This window comes from Sphaerisporangium sp. NPDC051011, assembly GCF_040653595.1.
Taxonomy (GTDB): Bacteria; Actinomycetota; Actinomycetes; order Streptosporangiales; family Streptosporangiaceae; genus Sphaerisporangium.
The window spans coordinates 126519-144600 of the sequence record NZ_JBFAGG010000022.1 but is presented as its reverse complement, the minus strand read 5'-3'; the positions used below and the strand labels follow the sequence as shown (position 1 = coordinate 144600).

The following is an 18082-nucleotide window of genomic DNA, read 5'->3' as shown; positions in this document are numbered from 1 at the left end:
TCGATTCGCGAGAGCATCGACGGGGAGACATGCGCACGTTTCCCGAGGTCCCTGAGCGAATATCCACGCAACGCACGCAGCTCAGCGATACGCCCGCCAATGCCCTCGTGCTCACGCTTGCCCTGATTTGCCTCGTACATAGGCCTCACCCTCGCCTGGAAGCATCGAGGACTTCAGGCTACGGTGTGCGGCTTTCTCCCTGCCATGAACGGGATAATTACTTCTGCGGGCGGTGGCAGCACGTTCACGACTTCTACCTTGAGATCACGACTCAGAGGGGCCCTCTCGTGGACGATCTACGCCAGCACATACGTGAGATCGTTGAACGATGCCGAACTTAAATTAATCTTGTCGGTTAGCTGACGAGTGCTGGTCTGCCACATGCGCCATGCCGTCTCCACGCGTTCGCTCAGTACATTGGCTGCGACGCGGCCGGCGCCGCCCTTTGGGCCATAGCCCATCAGGGCGCGAGCGACACTTTGGGCGACGCCGCCGCTCTCAGCAGGCGACTCGGTCTTTTCCTCACCCAGCAGGGCTGAGACTCGGACGCCGAGTTCATTCGCGAGAGCTAGCAACACCGCCAGGGACGGCGTCTTCAAACCACGCTCGATCTGCGATAGGTACTCCTCCGTAATGCCGCACAACCCAGCCACCGCAGCCTGCTTACGTTGCTTCTTTTCCCGCCAGTACCGAATTCGTTCGCCGACGGGAAGTGTAGGCACGCCCACCTCGGGCCCCTTCCTGACCGATGTGCTGAGCGTAGACCGCGAAGAGATCGCTATGTGCGGTAACCGCATCAACTATGTGGCACTCTGGAGCGCGTCAGGTTGGGGGTTGGAGGAAAAATGGCGACTCGTCGGATCGTGTTGTGGGACATCGACCACACCCTCATAGACACCGGCGGTGTTGGTCGTGACCTGTCGGGACAGGCATTCGAACAGGTCACGGGTACGCGGATGCTCCGGCAGGCGAAGATTGACGGTATCACCGAGTCCGTGATCTTCCGCGAGACAGCGAAGCTCCACGGTCTACCAACCAGTCGACGCGACTTCGAGCGATTCGCCGAGGCCCTTACCGAAGCGCATATCGCCCGATCTGCCGAATTACGGAAACGGGGACATGTCCTGCCGGGTGCATCTGCCGCTCTTGATTCTCTGGGTGCGATGCCCCATATCGTGCAAACAGTGGTAACTGGTAACGTGCGCCGGGTAGCAGAGATAAAGTTGCGCGTGTTCGGCCTCGATCGAACCATTATTTGGGACATCGGGACCTTTGGCGATGACGATGATGTTCGTTCCAAGTTGGTCCGTATTTCCCTCGGGCGTGCTACGTCCATACTTGGCGAGACGGTCACTCCTTCGGACGCTGTGCTCATCGGGGACACCCCCGCCGATGTAGAAGCCGCCCTCGAGAACGGTGTACCCGTCATCGCGGTGGCATCGGGCCGAAGCTCCGCCGACGAACTGCGCGAAGCCGGAGCTCTCCGAGTACTGCCGGACCTCGCGGATACAGCATCAGTGGTGAAAATGGTGCTGGAGGAGGCCACCGCATAGGTCCGCTATTCGGGCCTGCGCCAGGCCGCACCCTACCTGCGCGAGCTGCTGGAGCGGCCGCTGCTCGCCGATCTCGGCCTGCCGCACGCCGCACCCGCCCGGCACGCCTTGGACCGCAATCTGTGGCAAGGGGGCGGCGTGGCCGAGGTCGTAGTGTTGCCGACCGGCCGAAGGCGCTTACCGAGGCGGTACTTCTGGGCGGCTCCCGAACTCGCGGAGAAACGCGTCCGGTTCCCATGTGGACAGCAGGCTCGAAGGGGTCGTGAGGTCCCGCGCGGAATCCTGGCGGTGCGAGCCGGCGAAGAAGTGCAACCGGTACCGGACGGAGAACAGCCGCCTCCGGCCACAACTCAACCTGGGCCGGCGCAACTGATCAGCGCCGCTGCGGCTGCGGCCCTGCGGACTTCCGAGACCGCGCCCCGGACGCAGGACTTCTCGTTCGTCGACCAGGCTGTACAGGCCGGCACCATAACGGCAGCTCAGATGTCGGCAGGACTAGTCCCTGCCGCCGCCAAAAAAGTGCCTTGCGGCTGGTTCCTCAAGGAGCGCTTTCCGGGACGGGAAGAGCAGTACATGGGGTTCCATAACTGGCTCGAAGCAAAGGGAATCCTCACCCAGAAGTCCGGCGCGGATCACACTCTGGGAATTGCAGCTAAGGCGTCTAGCGCATCTAGCGAGTGGACGCCAAGCGGAAACGCCACCCTGTCCGTATCGAGCGCGCAAGAGGATGTAATCACTCGTATCGTAGACGCATGGGCCATCGGCACGGTGAACTACGCCCGTTACGAGAACATATGCGGTTATGGACAACGCATCAAGCCTGCGAGTCTGGGTGATCCAATCAAGAAGTTCGTACGCGCCAATCACCCAGTTCTAAGCGGTGCATGCATTGAGCGCTACAACGGCTCCCAGCTGACCATGACTCAATCTAAGAACATCACCATATCGGCCGGAGTCGAAGTCTCCGGTATCAGTCTGTCGGCTCAAAGCGGCTACACTAACGAGTCGAAGCTCACGCTGGACTTCAAGGCCGGCACCAAGATCTGCGGGTCGTCCTCTTCAGGAGTGAACAGATCCGCGAGGATCGAGGCGCACAAGTTGTGATCTGATCACTACTAAAGACTCGACCCATAAAATAGGAGTTACCAGGTATGGGAAGCGTCCGCACGGCCCTAGCATGCATCGCTCTGATCGCAGCATCAGGCTGTGCGGACGCGGTCCCGCCGGGTCCTGAACTCCAATGGCTAGGCGGAGGGATCATTACCGGCGAGGGCATGAGTGTAAGCACGCTGGGTAAGCCCTACCTGTACGGCGGGCTACGGCTGTGCCTGAATAGGGCCGGGTCGGTGACCGTAAAAGGTGTGCGTCTAGAGCACCCGCAAGGCGGGATACGCCTTGAAGCTTTCACCCTCCTCCCTCACGATGGGCCCTCCAATGACGACACCATCGGAAATGGCGAGTCAATAACGATCCAACGTAAAGGCCTACCACTGGGGAACCGGCAAGTCACACAGGTCTGCTCACCCGAAGACTCGCCGATACAGAAACGCACCGAACTCGTTTTACAATTGTCACATTCAGGTGACGCGAGCGGTTACACTTCCGGCTTCGTTGTCGACTATGTCAGCGACGGCAGCGACGGCGTCTTACACATAGACGTAAGTTACGTTTTCTGCTCGAACACAAAGAAGGACATGCCTGATTTGTGTACAGCGCATAAGAACATTGATCAGACACCTTAAGAGTGAAGGCAGCAGTCCTAGCCTGCCGATCAGGACCACATCTTGCTCCTGACGATCGCACGTCGTCCTGCCTACGTGTGGCTGTTCCGCCGATCATTTAGCGATGGTCACAATGCCACATCGCCGCCTCCGGAGTCGGCGGTGTCCCAGCCGAATGTCGCGCTCACGGCCGCCTCCGGCGGTGAAACTCGGTGATCTCGTGTACCTGCGGACCGCTGAGCTGACGGGCCACCCGCTGGCGGCCCGCGGGGCTGCGCAGCGAGATCGAGGCGGTCAGCAAGGCCAGCGCGGGCAGCGCAGCCAGGAAGCCGACGCCGGCCAGCCGCCAGGAAGCGGTCCAGACGGCGGCCACCAGCAGCCACGAAACAATGGCCACGGCCGCCGATGCCCAGAAGTAGCGGCCGGCCTTCTTGTCGAGGCGGGCGGTTTGCTCGGCGGTGAGCCGCGGTGGTTGCGGCATAGTTTCCTCCTCAGCAGATGAACAGGACATGACGGTGGGTGTCGGGGAGGTCGTGACAGGAGGCTCCTTTGGGCTCGCCGTCAGCGAGCTGGTCGGCGACCTGCCATCGGGAGGTGATCCCGGTGGGGTGCTCGGCGTTGAGCCGGGTGGCGGCTTCCTCGTCGGTGAGGCTGGTGCACGCGGCGGCGTGGACCAGGCCGACGCTGTAGACCCTGAAGTCGTACGAGGACGGGTCACCCACGGTCACCCTCCCCCGGCCACGAGGCGGCGATCCCGGTCACCAGGGCATGCAGGGCCTCCAGGATTCCCCTCGCCTCGCCGTCGATCCGTGTGTCTCCCACGCGGTAGTCGAAGGTGGCCCGCCACCGGCCTCCCTCGGCGGGGACCCCTCGCTTCCGCGCCGACCGAGCCGACATCTTGTTCCGGGCGAGGCGCCCCCTTGGTACGGGCGAGGCATCTCGCCGCCGAGCGCTTGATGCCGCTTGAGTAGTCCTTCATGTCGGTGGACACACGGCTCGTTGGCCGCGCGTGAGCGCCACGATCGGGTGAGGCTCCGGCCCAACAGTTCGCGTTCGGAGTGTTGGGCCGGACAAAGAGTGGTGTTACTCTCAGTTACCGGACCACCCAGTTGCGTCACGAAAAGGCGCAGCTGCGAGGGGCCCTCAGGTGCGCAGTCGGCCGTCTGCCGGCCCGACGAAGCACCGTTCCGTCAAGACGCGACGTCACCAACAGGGCCGGGGCCGTGCGCGCCGTCTCCGCAAGAGGAGAGTCTGTGATCTCGAAGAGCAAGAAGAACGCCCGTTCCATGGCCGTGGCGCTCGCCGCAGCCGCCGCCTTCACCGTCACCATCCCGGGCGGCCCCGCCTTCGCCATCGACCACGTCCAATGCGTTGGCGGCGAGAACTTCCTGAAGATCTGGTCGCACCTCGACGGCCGCCAGAGCGTCGACTGCTACGCCAACGCCGGAAAGACCGACTTCGGCGGATGGTGGGTCGACCGGATCTCCACGGGCAACAACGACCTGATCTACTACGACGCCAACGGCGACTCGGTGAAGATCGAGCGCTGGCACGACATCACCTTCCCGAACCGCCCTCCGAAGGTCGTCGCCATCCAGATCCTGTGACACATTGACATCCGGCTCCCGCCGGAATCGCCGGCCGGTTACGCCCCGCAGGCGTGACCGGCGGCGGGCGGTGCGACAGGCCGGCCAGGGCGAGACCGGAGTCAAAGTCTCCATCGGCGTCGTCCACAGAACCCTCGCCGACGCCAAGGAGTCGTAGCCGCCCCGGCGACCACCCGCATCAGAACGAGCCGACGGGTCTCGGACTCAACGACTCATGGACTCGTGTACGCCGCGCGTGCGGGCGTCATCCGGTTTGCGCTTCGGGGACGCGACCCGCTTCGTCCTCTCTTCTGTGGTGTGCTGTTCCTGGCGGTAGGACTCCAATCCCTGGAGGCCAGGGCCGTACGCCTCGATCAGCTGAGGCGCGAAGTCGGCGAAGACCTGCTGGAGGTCGAGGTCGTGCCTGATGAAGCCCTTGACCGCGGCGATCACGGGCTTGCTCTCGGTGCGGATCGCCTCCCAGGACGAGCCGTCGGCGGCGATCGCGTTGACGGCCTCGCGCGAGTCGGTGACAAGCGCGATGTGCTTCGCCTGGTGGTGGCGGAACAGCGCGCCGTCTGTCGAGGCGTGGCGGAAGACGCGCGCGCCGCGAAGGTCCGCGCCCCCGCGCCCGAACGCCAGCACGACGACGTCGACGTCGCGCGCCGTCGCCTCCTCGATCGCGTCTTTGAGGGCGGCGAGCTCCGTGGCACTGGCTGAGAGGTAGACCCTCCGGGCCGCGCCGGCGATGGATTCGACCGCCACGCGGAGAATGTCCTCCCGTGAGGCGAAGCGTTCGACGTACTCGAGCTCACGCGGCATGTCGGCCTGCTCGAGCCGGCGCGCGGAGTCCTTGGCATCGGCCAGCCGGCGCTCGAAGGAAACCTCGAGCTGGCGTAGCAGCGCGTCGGGCGGGATCGCGCTGAAGACCGTCGGGTCTCCGGCGATCTCCCGCACGACACCGCGTGAGACGAGCTTGCGGAGTGTCTCGTAGACCTTCGGCTGTGGCACTCCGGTGACCTTGGAGACGCGGTAGCCGGTCTGCGGCTCGGCGGCCATGAGGCCGACGTAGCACTGCGCCTCGTACTGGGAGAAGCCCAGTTCCTGGAGTGCCCGCACGAGGTCGGCGGTCGGTTCGACGCTCATGACTGCTCCTTACTCGGTGGATTGACGCACCGAACATACTACCGAAGTAGGTAGTTAACTGGAGATCTCGTGCGCGAGTTCCGCCACCAGGTCCCTCTTGACCCGCATGCTGGACAGGTCGTACTGGTCCACGGCGGGGTCGTTGATCAGCTTGACGTTCACCACGACTCCGAATACCCCGGTCATACCTCCACAGCCAGGCGCTTCTCGGCGTGCGCACGGGCAACCCGGCCCAGATGCGGGCTCTGTGGGCGGACGTCCGCGCCGGGTTGCGGCTTCCCGACGCCGCCGTGGTCACGCTTCCCTGGACCGACATGCATGACGCGCATGCGCTGGTCGAGAACGGACGCTCGGTCGGTCAGACCGTCCTTGAAGTGGGGTGAGCGACCCACCAACCGTCCCTGGGGGTGGTACGTCAACCGCAGGCCGATCTCCGCGTAGACCTGAGCCTTGTGGTTCGGGTCCGCCGTCCGCCAGAACATGAACGTGATCCTCCATCGCGGTCACCATGGCATCGATCTCCTCTCGCGTCATACGACGCCCGCCGAGCCTTTCCAGGGCCAGGCGGTCTTCGAGGGCCTTGGTCCTCCGGAATCAGGTCGATGAGCACTGCGTCCGGCCGTCGATCCGCTGGACGCTGGTGTCAGTGGAACTCCCGCGGCGAGACCGCGAGGCCATCGAGGAGGGAACATGAAAGCACTGGTGTACGGCGGTTCCGGGCAAAGGTCGTGGACCGAGGTGCCCGATCCGGCGATCATCGATCCACGTGATGCCATCATCCAGGTGGACACGGCCACGATCTGCGGAACGGACCTGCACATCTTGGCCGGTGACGTCCCCGAGGTCGAACAGGGACGGATCCTCGGCCACGAGGCCGTCGGTACCGTCGTCGAGATCGGCAGCGGGGTCAGCGGGCTGGTGCCCGGCGACCGCGTCGTGGCGTCCTGCATCTCCGCGTGCGGTATGTGCGCCTACTGCAGGAGGGGTGTCTACGGTCAGTGCCGGAACGGAGGCGGGTGGATCCTGGGCCACCTGATCGACGGCGTCCAGGCCGAGTTCGCGCGGATTCCGTTCGCCGACCTGTCCACGTACAAGCTGCCGGTCCACGCGACCGACGAGGCGGCCGTCCTGCTCGCCGACATCCTGCCCACGTCATACGAAGTCGGTGTCCTCAACGGCCGAGTCAGCCCTGGCGACACCGTGGTGGTGGTCGGGGCCGGGCCGATCGGCCTGGCCGCCATCCGCACCGTCCGGCTGTTCACGCCTTCCCGGGTCATCGCCATCGACAAGGCGGAGCCCCGGCTCCAGGCGGCCAAGCGGTTCGGCGCCGACATCACGATCACGCCCGAGGACGACCCGCTGGAGGTCGTCCACTCGCTGACCGACGGACTCGGAGCCGACGTGCTGATCGAGGCGGTCGGCACGCCCGAGACGTTCGAACTCTGCACTCGCCTCACCCGCCCGGGAGGCCGGGTCGCCAACGTCGGTGTCCACGGAAGGCCTGCCACGTTGCACCTGGAAGACCTGTGGATCCGCGATCTCACCATCACCACCGGGCTGGTCGACGGCTATTCCACGCCGACCTTGCTCAAGATGCTCGATGGGGAACAGCTGGATGTCAGCGGAATGGTCACCCACCGTTTCGCCCTGAACGACTTCGAGAAGGCCTACGAGGTGTTCTCCGACGCGGCGAGGACCGGGGCGCTCAAGGTCGTGCTGAACCGTTGACGAACGGCGGGCCGAGACTCGGCCGGCCACCCACCGCGAGATCTGTTCGCGATATCCGAAGGGAAGGAAACGTGAAGGCAGCATCCTTCAGCCCACGGACCGCGGAGCGTCGGACGAGTGGATGTCCGCGCCGGTCCAGGCGATGGGCGGATCTCACGCCACGGCAGCAGGCAGCCCTCTTGACGCTCGCCCCGGTGGAGATGGCGATGACCGCGACCGCCGCCGTCGATCTGTTCTGCCGCCCGCAGAACCGGCTACGCGGCCGCAAGGCGCTGTGGTGGCCGGTTCTGGCCATCCAGCCCTTCGGCCCGATCGCCTACCTCGCTCTAGCCCGGAAGTGATGGTCGACTACGTACCGCGCTCCGTGACGACCAGGTCGTCGGGATGGCGAGCCGCCGCGGCCTCATGGCCATGGCGGCCGCCCCCGACGGCGACCTGCGCGCCGCCGTCATCGCCGCGCCGCGGAACGACGTGCGCGCGACCTTGACGGCTGGATGGTGGTCACGTCGACAGTGGTGAAGGGGCCCGCTCGGCGGTGGGTGCGACGGCCGGTGGAGCGTGGACGACGCGCCGCGACGGCGGGCGCCTCGCGGTAGAACCAGCGTTTGCCCAGCTCTATCAGGCCCAGGTACAGGAGCACCATCACCGCCAGCGCCGCGAAGTACGCTCCGGGCAGTGGTTGGAAGCCCAGCGTCTGGGCCACCGGAGTGAAGGGCAGCACGACACCGATCACGATGACGCCGAGAGTGGCCAGCAGCAGGGGGACGCTGGGCCTGCTGTGGAAGGACGGGGTGCGCCGGGTCCGGATCACGAAGATCACCAGCGCCTGGGTCGCGAGGGACTCGACGAACCAACTCGTGCGGAAGAGCTCCGGACCGGCGTGGAAGACGCCCAGTACCAGCGCGAAAGTGGCGAAGTCGAACAGCGAGCTGAGCGGGCCGAAGAAGAGCATGAACCGCCGGATGAGCTTTACGTCCCAACGAGACGGGCGTGCCAGTTGCTCGGGATCCACGTTGTCCGTCGGAATGGCCAGCTGTCCGGTGTCGTACAACAGGTTGTTCAACAGGATCTGGGCGGGCAGCATCGGCAGGAACCCCAGCAGCAGTGAGGCGCCGGCCGCGCTGACCATGTTGCCGAAGTTGCTCGACGTTCCCATCAGGACGTACTTCATCGTGTTGGCGAAGATTCGCCGGCCTTCCAGGACGCCGTCGGCCAGCACGTTGAGATCCTTCTCCAGCAGGAGCACGTCGGCGGCGTCCTTGGCGACATCGGTCGCGCTGTCGACGGAGACGCCCACGTCGGCGGCGTGCAGGGCCAGCGCGTCGTTGACTCCGTCGCCCATGAAGGCGACGTCCAGCCCGCCGCGCCGCTGGGCGCGGATGATACGCGCCTTGTGCTCGGGACTGACGCGTGCGAACACGGTCGCCTGGTCGATGAGCGCCGGAAGGTGGTCGTCGTCCGCCGCGTCGACATCCTCGCCGGTCAGCACCCGTCCCGGGGCCAGGCCGATGTCGGTGCACAGCTTCGCGGCCACAACCGGATTGTCGCCGGTCAGGACCTTCACCGAGATGCCCAAGCCCGCGAGCCGCTTCAGGGCGCCGGCGGCGGTGCTCTTCGGCGGGTCGAGGAAGACCAGCAGGCCGTCCAGGACGAGGTCGCGCTCGTCGGCCGGCGTCAGCTGTACTTGTTCCGGACCAATGGGGAAGGGCCGGCCGGCCACGGCGACCACGCGATTGCCCGCGGCGAATTCGGCCGCCAGCGCGGCCCTGGCCGTCGCCGGTACACCGGCACAGCGTGCCAGCACGGCTTCCGGCGCGCCCTTCGTGACCAGCGTCCGATGCCCATTCGTGTCTTCTACCAGGACCGACATCGCTCTTCGCTCGTGGTCGAAGGGCAACACCGCGAGCCTGCGGTAAGCGGTCAGGCTCGCCATCGCCGTCTCCACGCCCGGGGCCTGCCACAGGGCGACGTCCAGCGGGTTGCCCCCCGCGACGCGGCCACCGCTACCGACGATCGCCTCGTTGCAGAGCAGGCCGAGCGCCAGCGGGCCGTCGGCGGCGTGCCCGTCGGGGCCGAGAGAGCGCATGAAACCGATGCGCCCTTCGGTGAGCGTGCCGGTCTTGTCGGTGAACAGCACGTCGATGTCGCCCAGGTCCTCGATGCAGATCAGGCGCTTGACCAGAACCTTGAGCTCGGCCAGGCGCCTGGTTCCCGCGGCGAGGCTCGTGGACACCACGGCGGGCAGCAGTTGCGGGGAGATGCCCACGGCGATGGCCAGCGAGAACAGCAGAGCGTCGATGACAGGACGGTGCAGCAGCAGGTTGACGACGAAGATCGTCCCGGTCAGTACCGCGGCCACCCGGACCAGCAGCAGCGAGAACCGGGTGAGCCCCATCTGGAACTCGGTGTCAGGATGCCGTTGGCCCAGCCCGAGCGCGATCTTTCCGAACTCGGCTCGACCGCCGGTGGCCACCACCACCCCCTTTCCCGATCCCGCGCTCACCACGGTGCCCATCAGCGCGCAGCAGGTCAGGTCGGCCAGCGCGGCACCCGCCCGTACGGGTTCCGGCGACTTGGCGACCGGCATCGACTCGCCGGTCAGAGCCGACTCCTCGCATTCGAGTCCCGTCGCCGTCAACAGCCGCAGGTCGGCGGGCACCACCTGGCCAAGCTGGAGCTCGACGACGTCACCGGGGACGATCTCGGTCACGTCCACGGCCTTGGGGTGGCCGTCGCGCCAGGTCAGGCAACTGTGCCGGATCCGGGTGTGCAGGGCCTCGGCCGACTTCTCGGCGCGGTACTCATTGAAGAAGCCGAGTCCCACCGACGCCGTGAGGATCACCGCGATGATCAGAGCGTCGGTGGATTCGCCGAGCATCGCGGACGCGGCCGCCGTCAGAGCCAGCAGGATCAGCAACGGCGAGCGGAGCTGCCTGACCAGCACGGTCAGCCCGCGCGCGCGGTGGGTTCGCACGGCGTTCGGGCCCGCGACGGTCAGGCGTGTCCGAGCCTGGGCGCCGGTCAGCCCGTCGCCCGTCGTGTCCAGGAGGGTGAGCAGCCGGTCGATCTCGGTGCTCGCGGCGATGCCGAGGTCCACCGTCTTCGCGGCGTGGTCGGCTGCGGTCGTCGTGGCGACGCGCATCGTCACATCTCCAGAGCGGCGGGTCACAGTGACCGGTTCCTCTCGTGCCGGGGACGACCGCTCGGCCGTCTCGTGGCAGGCCCGGTCAGCAGTTCGGCGGGAGGACGACGCGGGGCACGGGGTACGGACGGGCCGTACCCCAGCCTGATGATCATTTGTGCGTGGCCGCGGCGGTGGCGGGGATCGGTGCGGTGGCGCATGTCCCGCAGGTCCAGTGGCTGGTTGAGGAACGAAGCCGACACACCGTGCGCGCTCGCCAGGAGCAGCACCCTCTGCAGGGCCTGCCCGGCGCGAAGCCAGTCGGCGGGGCGGTCACCGGGGGTGGTCAGCACCGCGATCTGCGGATGGTGCTCGAAACGCGCGGCAGGCCGGTCCGGGTGGGTGCCGAAGTCTCGCACCACGGCAGGGTCGCCGGCGAGGCGTGGGCCAAGGACGTAGGAGGGCATGCCATCGGAGTGTGTTCCCGTCATCGTCCACGCCCGCAGTTCAGCCAGATAGTCGTGATCCCGGCCCAGCTCCTCCTCGGCCATCGCGACATAGTCCAGCAGGTCCGTCGAGCCGAACCCTCCCAGCGGGACCAGGTTGGCGCCCTCTCTGGACGCCGCGATACGCAGGTCCGCCAGCACCCATGGGGGCACCCGCCTCTCGTCGAACGGCTCACGGTTGGTGCGCCGTGTGCCGATGTTGGCGAACAGCTCCTGCTCGGTCGAGGAGGGCTGCCCGAAGGCGGGCGTGTGGACGATCGCCAGCAACTGTGGATCGGCCCGCGGATCGGGCAGCAGCCACGTCAGGGGCTGGAACCCGGCCACCCGGATGGCGAGGCGCAGGTTGAACAGCGCGGCACCGCAGCTCACCCGCAGGGACCGGCCACGCGGGTCGGCCCGTCTGAGCCGCCGGTCCGGATCCGCGAGCAACTCGATGGACTTTCCCGCGATCCGGAAGCGCCACGGTTGGGTGTTGTGGACCGAGGGCGCCTGGCCCGCCGCGGCGAGCAGCCAACGGATCCCGAGGTCGGTATCAATGGGGAAAGCCATGACGTACCTCTTTCATCGACCTTCTGAGGTTCTTGTCGGCGTCCGGTGGACGACAGAGCCGAAAGTCCCGCATCCACCGGGACATCCGTTGCCGGGCCGGCCCTCGCGATGCCGGGGGCTCATCGCCGGCCGCGTTCACCCCGCTCCCGGCCCGCACGGCGGTGAGCACGGGCGTCAGATCATCCGCCGCCCTTCAGCACTCGCCGGACGGGACCTTCGTCACTGCCGACGGGCGCTCTGCCTGTGAAGACTGGCCTTCGAGACCATCACACGCTTCGACCAGACCGACGGGGAGACGACGAATGGCCAGTGAAGAACTCATCGCGCCCGCCGTCATGTCCGGTCTGTCGTCGATGGAAGCGGTCGCGAGACGCGAACGGGACGGGCCGAATCTCCTGCCCAGGAAGCCGCCCGTCCCGTTGTGGCGGCGAGTGGCCGCCCAGCTTCGCGACCCGCTGATCCTCGTTCTGCTCGTGGCCGCGGTATTGACCGTCGCCACGGGCGACTGGACCGACATGGCCGTGATCATGTTGGTGATCGTGGTGAACACCTCGGTCGGGGTGGTGCAAGAGATTCGCGCGGACCGCGCCATCACGGCCCTGTCGGAACTCACCGCCCCGACGGCGCGCGTGGTCCGTGACGGCGCCCAGACGCAGGTTCCCGCGGCCGACGTCGTTGTGGGTGATCTCCTGGTGCTGGCCGAGGGGGACATCGTTCCGGCCGATGCCAAGGTGCTGGAGTCGGCGGCGCTTCTCGTCGACGAGTCGTCCGTCACGGGCGAATCCATGCCGGTGGACAAGAGCGTCGAGGAGGCGGTGTCCTCGGGCACCGTCGTGGTACGAGGACGCGGCCGAGCGGTGGTCACCGCGGTGGGTCCGGCGAGCGCGACCGGGCGTATGGCCTCCATGATGGTCAAGGGGGCCGGTCTGACGCCGCTACAGAGACGTCTGGTGGGCGTCGGTCGCATGCTGGCCGGTGTCACCGTGCTCTTGTGCGTGATCGTACTGGCCCTCGGCCTGGCCCGGGGCGAACCCGTCGAGCTGATGATCGTGACCGCGATCAGCTTGGTGGTCGCCGCCGTACCGGAATCACTGCCCGCGGTCGTGACCTTGGGTCTCGCACTCGGAGCCCGCCGGATGGCGGCCCGCAACGCCCTCATTCGCAGACTGCCCGCGGTGGAGACCCTGGGATCGGTCACCGTGCTGGCCACCGACAAGACCGGCACTTTGACCGAGGGCCGGATGGTCGTCCGGCTGCTGTGGACCCCCACCGGCGAAGCCAAGGTCACCGGCTCCGGCTACAGCCCTGAGGGTGAGATCGTCGAAGACGAGCCGGCTTCGGAGACGGACGAGCTCACCGACCTGCTGATCGCGGCGGCGCTGTGCAACAACGCACGGCTGTCTCAGGACTCCAGCGGACACTGGACGGCGTTGGGCGATCCTACCGAGGCGGCCATGCTCGCCGCCGCGGCCAAGCGGGGCCTGGACCGGTCAGAGCTTCAACAGCGGTTCCCCAGAATCGCCGAGCGCCCCTTCGAGAGCGGCCGCAAGCGCATGACGACCGTGCACCGGCTACCCGATGGCCGTGCCCGGGTGATCTGCAAGGGAGCGCCCGACGTGTTGCTCCGGCGACCGGTGCCGGCCGACGACCCGGCGCTCCTGGCCGGCGCGTCCGAACGCGCCGCCCGACTCGCTGAGGCGGGCTTCCGGGTCATCGCCGTCGCCGGCACCGATCTGGACGTCATTCCGGAAACCGTCGAGGAGACCGGGCTGAGACTGCTCGGGCTGATCGCGATCCTGGATCCGCCGCGCCCCGCGGCGGCCGACGCCATCGCCGCCTGCAAACGCGCGGGTATCCGACCGGTTCTGATCACCGGAGACCACCCTGGGACCGCCCGCGCCATCGCCACCGACCTCGGCGTCATCGAACCCGGCGGCCAGGTCGTCGACTGCCGCGACTCCCGCGAACCAGGCCAAGAGGGGGCGAACGTCTACGCCCGAGCGACACCGGAGCAGAAACTCGACATCGTCCAGGGCATGCGGGAGCGCGGCGACATCCTCGCGATGACCGGAGACGGCGTCAACGACGGGCCCGCACTGCGACGCGCCGACATCGGCGTGGCGATGGGCGAGCGCGGTACGGAGGTCGCCCGTCAGGCGGCCGATCTGGTCCTGGCCGACGACGACCTGGGCACCGTGGTCGCGGCCGTCGAGGAGGGCCGCCGGATCTACGCGAACACCCGCCGGTTCCTCATCTATGCGCTGTCCGGCGGAGCGGCCGAGATCGCCGTCATGCTGCTGGGCCCGTTCGCCGGTCTAGCCCTCCCGCTGCTGCCCGCCCAGATCCTGTGGATCAATCTGCTCACCCACGGACTACCGGGCGTGGCCCTGGGCGGCGAACCCGCCGCACCCGGCTCCATGACCGGGCCGCCTCGGCCCACCACCCAAAGCATCCTTGGGGCCGGGCTGTGGCAGCGCGTGATCCGGATCGGTGTCGTCCTCACCGCCGTCACCCTCGGCGTCGCCATCTGGGCGCACCACACCGGACGCCCATGGCAGAGCATGGCCTTCTTCGCCCTCGGCGCCACCCAACTCGGCGTGGCGATCGGGTCGCGCACCCGGCAGCGCTCGCTGGCCAACCCGATGCTGCTCCTCGCCGTCGCCGGCGCCCTCACCCTGCAACTGGCAGGGCTCTACCTTCCTCCGTTCCAAGAACTCCTCGGCACCCGGCCGCTGAGCGCAGGCGACCTGCTGATCGTCATCGCACTCTCGACCCTCGGCTATGCCGCTGTACGCCTCGACCGGATTCTGCACCCGACACCACCACCCGGTTCGGGCAGCCGGTGACCATGGACGTGACCTCATGCATGGTGTCCCGGCCTGAGGATCATCTGGGCATGCCCACGTCGATGCCGCCGGTCCCGAAGTCCCTTCGCCGCCGGGACTTTCGGACCCCTGGCCGAGGACCTCCGATCGATGCCGTCCGGGCGGTGGTGGACGAGATTTGGAGCGAGACGCCGACACGAGGGGGTTCCCGATGACGGTCACAGCGGACCGGACGCGGACGGCAGGGCATGAGGCCTGGCGCGGGTTCCAGGGGACGGCGTGGCGCGCGGCCATCGACGTGCGCGCGTTCATCCAGGACAACTACACACCGTACGAGGGTGATGAATCATTCCTGGCCGGCCCGACGGACCGGACGCGGCTGGTCTGGGAGAAACTCGCCGGGATGCTGCCCGAGGAGCGGCGGCGCGGCGTTCACGACGTCGACGCGACGACCCCGTCGTCCATCACCGCCCACCGTCCTGGATACATCGAGCGGACCCACGAGCTGATCGTGGGCCTGCAGACGGACGCACCGCTGAAGCGAGCGATCATGCCGGCGGGCGGCCTGCGGATGGTCGAGAACGGGCTGGCCGCGTATGGCCGCACGCTCGACCCCCGGGTGCGGGAGATCTTCACCAAGTACCGCAAGACCCACAATGACGGTGTGTTCGACGCCTACACTCCGGAAATCCGGGCCGCCCGTCGTTCGGGGGTCATCACCGGACTGCCGGACGCCTACGGCCGGGGCAGGATCATCGGCGACTACCGCCGGGTCCCCCTGTACGGCGTGGACCGGCTGATCGAGGCCAAGCAGAAAGAACTGCACAGCCTCGACGCGACGTTCTCCACCGACGCGGTGATCCGCGATCGGGAGGAACTGGCCGAGCAGTTGCGCGCGCTGGGCGAGCTGGTCGAGATGGCCGCCTCATACGGATGCGACATCTCCCGGCCGGCCACCACGGCGCACGAGGCGGTCCAATGGCTCTACCTGGCCTACCTGGCCGCGGTGAAGGAGCAGAACGGCGCCGCCATGTCGCTCGGCCGGACCTCGACCTTCCTGGACGTCTACATCGAGCGCGACCTGGCCGAGCGCCTCATCACCGAGGAACGCGCCCAGGAACTCGTCGACGACCTCGTGATCAAGCTGCGTGCCGTCCGCTTCCTGCGCACACCCGAGTACGACCAGCTCTTCTCCGGCGACCCGACATGGGTGACCGAGTCGATCGGAGGCGTGGGCGAGGACGGGCGCACGCTGGTGACCCGCACGAGCTTCCGCTACCTGCAGACGCTGCGCAACCTCGGCCCCGCCCCGGAGCCCAACCTCACCGTGTTCTGGTCGCGCCGGCTTCCCGAGCCGTTCAAACGGTTCTGCGCACGGCTGTCCATCGAGACCAGCGCGATCCAGTACGAGAGCGACGAGCTGATGCGGCCGTGCCACGGCGACGACACCGCGATCGCCTGCTGCGTGTCGGCGGCCCCCGTCGGCAGGCAGATGCAGTTCTTCGGGGCCCGCGTCAATCTGGCCAAGACCCTGCTGTACGCGATCAACGGCGGTCGCGACGAGATGACCGGCGAGCAGGTCGGGCCGGCGTATCCTCCCCTGAGCGGCGAGTATCTGGACTACGACGCGGTCGCCGCCGCGTTCGACCGGATGATGGACTGGCTGGCGGCCACGTACGTGAACGCGCTCAACGTCATCCACTACATGCACGACAAGTACGCCTACGAACGCGTCGAGATGGCCCTGCACGACTACCCGGTCAAGCGGACGCTCGCCTGCGGCATCGCCGGGCTCTCGGTGGCCGCCGACAGCCTCTCGGCGATCAAGCACGCCCAAGTCAAGGTCGTCCGGGACGCGAGCGGCCTGGCGGTCGACTACGAGGTCGAGGGCGACTACCCGGCCTTCGGCAACAACGACGACCGCGCCGACGACATCGCCGTCGGCCTGGTCCGCGCGTTCATGACCAAGATCCGCCGGCACCCCGCCTACCGGGACGCCGAGCACACCCAGTCCGTGCTGACGATCACCTCCAACGTCGTGTACGGCCGGCACACGGGCAACACCCCTGACGGCCGCCGCTCCGGCGAGCCGTTCGCCCCCGGGGCCAACCCGATGAACGGCCGCGACCGGCACGGCATGGTCGCCTCCGCGCTGTCGGTGGCGAAGCTGCCGTACGAGGAGGCGCGGGACGGCATCTCGCTGACCAACACCGTCACACCGGAAGGGCTGGGCCGCACCCCCGACGATCGGGTGACCAACCTGGTCGGAGTGCTGGACGGCTACATCGACGCGGGCGGGTTCCACATGAACGTCAACGTGCTCACGCGGGCGGTGCTGCTGGACGCGATGGAGCACCCCGACCGCTACCCGCAGCTCACCATCCGCGTATCGGGATACGCCGTGAACTTCGTCCGCCTGACCCGCGAGCAGCAACAGGATGTCGTGAACCGCACCTTCCACGGGTCGCTGTGAACACCGGGGAGGTGACGCGGCCGGAGGGGGCGGACACGTCCCCTCCGGGTGGCGTCATCAGTTCCTGGGACATCTCGGTCGGCGTCGACGGTCCGGGAACCCGGTTCGTGGTCTTCACGTGCGGCTGCCCGTTGCGCTGCCTGTACTGCCAGAATCCCGAGACCTGGCGGATGCGCGACGGCCGCCGGGTGACGGCCGACGAGGTCATGGCCGAGGTGGAGAGATATCGCAGGTTCATCACCGTGGCGGGCGGCGGCGTCACGATCAGCGGCGGCGAGCCGCTGCTCCAGCCCGGCTTCACGGCCGAACTCCTGCGCCGCTGCCGCGACGACGGCCTGCACACCGCGCTGGACACCTCCGGCTTCCTCGGCGACCGCGCGACCGACGCGATGCTCGCCGACACCGACCTGGTCCTGCTGGACATCAAATCCTCCGACCCCGCGACCTACCGCGCGCTGACCGGCGGCGAGCTGGAGCCGACCCTGCGCTTCGCCCGCCGCCTGGCCGCCCTCGGCCGCCCGACCTGGGTTCGTTTCGTCCTGGTCCCCGGCGTCACCGACGACCCGGAGAACGTCGACGGCATCGCCCGCTTCGTCGCCGGGCTCGGCAACGTGGAACACGTCGACGTCCTGCCCTTCCACCGCATGGCGGCCGGCAAGTACCGGCGCCTGGGCCTGACCTTCCCCCTCGCCCACGTCGACCCGCCAGGGCCGGAACTACTCGACCAGGTCCACGCCCGGTTCCGCGCGCACGGAGTCGTCAGCCTTTGACAGCCGTCCGGCACGCCGCCTGACGCCGAGCGGCATCGTGCGCTCCATGACCAGGCTCACGGGCTCCGTCACCAGCGTGCGGAGGAACCCGGCGGTGCCGCGCG

17 protein-coding genes are annotated in these 18082 nt (G+C 67.6%); 9 read left to right on the top strand and 8 right to left on the bottom strand.

The features are described from left to right. The coding region (locus AB0H21_RS36610; protein WP_358526033.1) for a helix-turn-helix transcriptional regulator at positions 1-140 on the bottom strand (140 nt) is incomplete at its 3' end. Positions 141-296: 156 nt separating this feature from the next. Next, entirely contained in the window at positions 297-728 is a 432-nt protein-coding gene (locus AB0H21_RS36605; protein ID WP_358526026.1) for a helix-turn-helix transcriptional regulator, read from the bottom strand. A 117-nt stretch (positions 729-845) separates the two neighbouring features. Between AB0H21_RS36605 and AB0H21_RS36600 the strand changes: the two genes are divergently transcribed. Both AB0H21_RS36600 and AB0H21_RS36595 read left to right on the top strand, forming a co-directional pair. After that, a complete protein-coding gene (locus AB0H21_RS36600; protein ID WP_358526024.1) occupies positions 846-1553 on the top strand; it encodes a haloacid dehalogenase-like hydrolase in 708 nt (235 codons plus the stop codon). 288 nt (positions 1554-1841) lie between these two features. Then, positions 1842-2657, top strand: coding sequence for a hypothetical protein (locus AB0H21_RS36595; RefSeq protein WP_358526022.1), 816 nt, complete (start codon positions 1842-1844; stop codon positions 2655-2657). A gap of 801 nt (positions 2658-3458) precedes the next feature. On the opposite strand, the gene AB0H21_RS36590 is transcribed toward AB0H21_RS36595, so the two are convergent. Then, on the bottom strand, positions 3459-3755 hold the full coding sequence (locus tag AB0H21_RS36590) for a hypothetical protein (RefSeq protein WP_358526020.1): 297 nt from the start codon (positions 3753-3755) through the stop codon (positions 3459-3461). 10 nt (positions 3756-3765) lie between these two features. Further along, positions 3766-3996, bottom strand: coding sequence for a hypothetical protein (locus tag AB0H21_RS36585; RefSeq protein ID WP_358526019.1), 231 nt, complete (start codon positions 3994-3996; stop codon positions 3766-3768). Positions 3997-4527: 531 nt separating this feature from the next. Here AB0H21_RS36585 and AB0H21_RS36580 point away from each other — a divergent pair. After that, positions 4528-4881: a beta/gamma crystallin domain-containing protein gene (locus AB0H21_RS36580; RefSeq protein WP_358526018.1), complete on the top strand. Its 354-nt coding sequence runs from the start codon at positions 4528-4530 to the stop codon at positions 4879-4881. Positions 4882-5085: 204 nt separating this feature from the next. Here the strand turns inward: AB0H21_RS36580 and AB0H21_RS36575 are convergent, their stop codons facing one another. Then, on the bottom strand, positions 5086-6006 hold the full coding sequence (locus AB0H21_RS36575; protein ID WP_358526017.1) for a TrmB family transcriptional regulator: 921 nt from the start codon (positions 6004-6006) through the stop codon (positions 5086-5088). Positions 6007-6060: 54 nt separating this feature from the next. Then, positions 6061-6192 carry a hypothetical protein gene (locus AB0H21_RS36570; protein ID WP_358526016.1) on the bottom strand — a complete coding sequence of 44 codons (132 nt, stop codon included), beginning with the start codon at positions 6190-6192 and terminating at the stop codon, positions 6061-6063. A gap of 50 nt (positions 6193-6242) precedes the next feature. Between AB0H21_RS36570 and AB0H21_RS36565 the strand changes: the two genes are divergently transcribed. The 3 genes from AB0H21_RS36565 to AB0H21_RS36555 all read left to right on the top strand — a co-directional run bounded on the left by AB0H21_RS36565 (position 6243) and on the right by AB0H21_RS36555 (position 8075). Next, a complete protein-coding gene (locus AB0H21_RS36565; protein WP_358526014.1) occupies positions 6243-6389 on the top strand; it encodes a hypothetical protein in 147 nt (48 codons plus the stop codon). A gap of 307 nt (positions 6390-6696) precedes the next feature. Next, the gene (locus AB0H21_RS36560; RefSeq protein WP_358526013.1) at positions 6697-7734 is read left to right on the top strand and encodes a zinc-dependent alcohol dehydrogenase family protein; all 1038 of its coding nucleotides are present in this window, start codon (positions 6697-6699) and stop codon (positions 7732-7734) included. 206 nt (positions 7735-7940) lie between these two features. Next, positions 7941-8075, top strand: a complete 135-nt coding sequence (locus tag AB0H21_RS36555; RefSeq protein ID WP_358526011.1) for a hypothetical protein — start codon at positions 7941-7943, stop codon at positions 8073-8075. Positions 8076-8182: 107 nt separating this feature from the next. Here AB0H21_RS36555 and mgtA read toward each other — a convergent pair whose 3' ends face one another. Both mgtA and AB0H21_RS36545 read right to left on the bottom strand, forming a co-directional pair. Beyond that, the gene (gene mgtA / locus AB0H21_RS36550; RefSeq protein WP_358526009.1) at positions 8183-10876 is read right to left on the bottom strand and encodes a magnesium-translocating P-type ATPase; all 2694 of its coding nucleotides are present in this window, start codon (positions 10874-10876) and stop codon (positions 8183-8185) included. A gap of 23 nt (positions 10877-10899) precedes the next feature. Beyond that, on the bottom strand, positions 10900-11910 hold the full coding sequence (locus AB0H21_RS36545; protein WP_358526007.1) for a hypothetical protein: 1011 nt from the start codon (positions 11908-11910) through the stop codon (positions 10900-10902). Positions 11911-12212: 302 nt separating this feature from the next. On the opposite strand from AB0H21_RS36545, the gene AB0H21_RS36540 reads away from it, so the two are divergent. From AB0H21_RS36540 to pflA, 3 genes are all read left to right on the top strand, one after another. Further along, positions 12213-14756: a cation-transporting P-type ATPase gene (locus tag AB0H21_RS36540; protein ID WP_358526005.1), complete on the top strand. Its 2544-nt coding sequence runs from the start codon at positions 12213-12215 to the stop codon at positions 14754-14756. A gap of 190 nt (positions 14757-14946) precedes the next feature. After that, entirely contained in the window at positions 14947-17208 is a 2262-nt protein-coding gene (gene pflB, locus AB0H21_RS36535) for a formate C-acetyltransferase (protein ID WP_358526004.1), read from the top strand. Positions 17209-17219: 11 nt separating this feature from the next. After that, positions 17220-17978 (top strand): pyruvate formate-lyase-activating protein, encoded by a 759-nt coding sequence (gene pflA, locus AB0H21_RS36530; protein WP_358526002.1) that lies wholly within the window; start codon positions 17220-17222, stop codon positions 17976-17978. The last annotated feature ends 104 nt before the right edge of the window (positions 17979-18082 follow it).

Coding starts and splice junctions, on each gene's coding strand:
- AB0H21_RS36560 (WP_358526013.1), top strand. CDS start 6,697: ATGAAAGCACTGGTGTACGGCGGTTCCGGGCAAAGGTCGTGGACCGAG.
- AB0H21_RS36590 (WP_358526020.1), bottom strand. CDS start 3,755: ATGCCGCAACCACCGCGGCTCACCGCCGAGCAAACCGCCCGCCTCGAC.
- AB0H21_RS36575 (WP_358526017.1), bottom strand. CDS start 6,006: ATGAGCGTCGAACCGACCGCCGACCTCGTGCGGGCACTCCAGGAACTG.
- AB0H21_RS36600 (WP_358526024.1), top strand. CDS start 846: ATGGCGACTCGTCGGATCGTGTTGTGGGACATCGACCACACCCTCATA.
- pflB (WP_358526004.1), top strand. CDS start 14,947: ATGACGGTCACAGCGGACCGGACGCGGACGGCAGGGCATGAGGCCTGG.
- mgtA (WP_358526009.1), bottom strand. CDS start 10,876: ATGCGCGTCGCCACGACGACCGCAGCCGACCACGCCGCGAAGACGGTG.
- AB0H21_RS36565 (WP_358526014.1), top strand. CDS start 6,243: ATGCGGGCTCTGTGGGCGGACGTCCGCGCCGGGTTGCGGCTTCCCGAC.
- AB0H21_RS36545 (WP_358526007.1), bottom strand. CDS start 11,910: ATGGCTTTCCCCATTGATACCGACCTCGGGATCCGTTGGCTGCTCGCC.
- AB0H21_RS36555 (WP_358526011.1), top strand. CDS start 7,941: ATGACCGCGACCGCCGCCGTCGATCTGTTCTGCCGCCCGCAGAACCGG.
- AB0H21_RS36570 (WP_358526016.1), bottom strand. CDS start 6,192: ATGACCGGGGTATTCGGAGTCGTGGTGAACGTCAAGCTGATCAACGAC.
- AB0H21_RS36540 (WP_358526005.1), top strand. CDS start 12,213: ATGGCCAGTGAAGAACTCATCGCGCCCGCCGTCATGTCCGGTCTGTCG.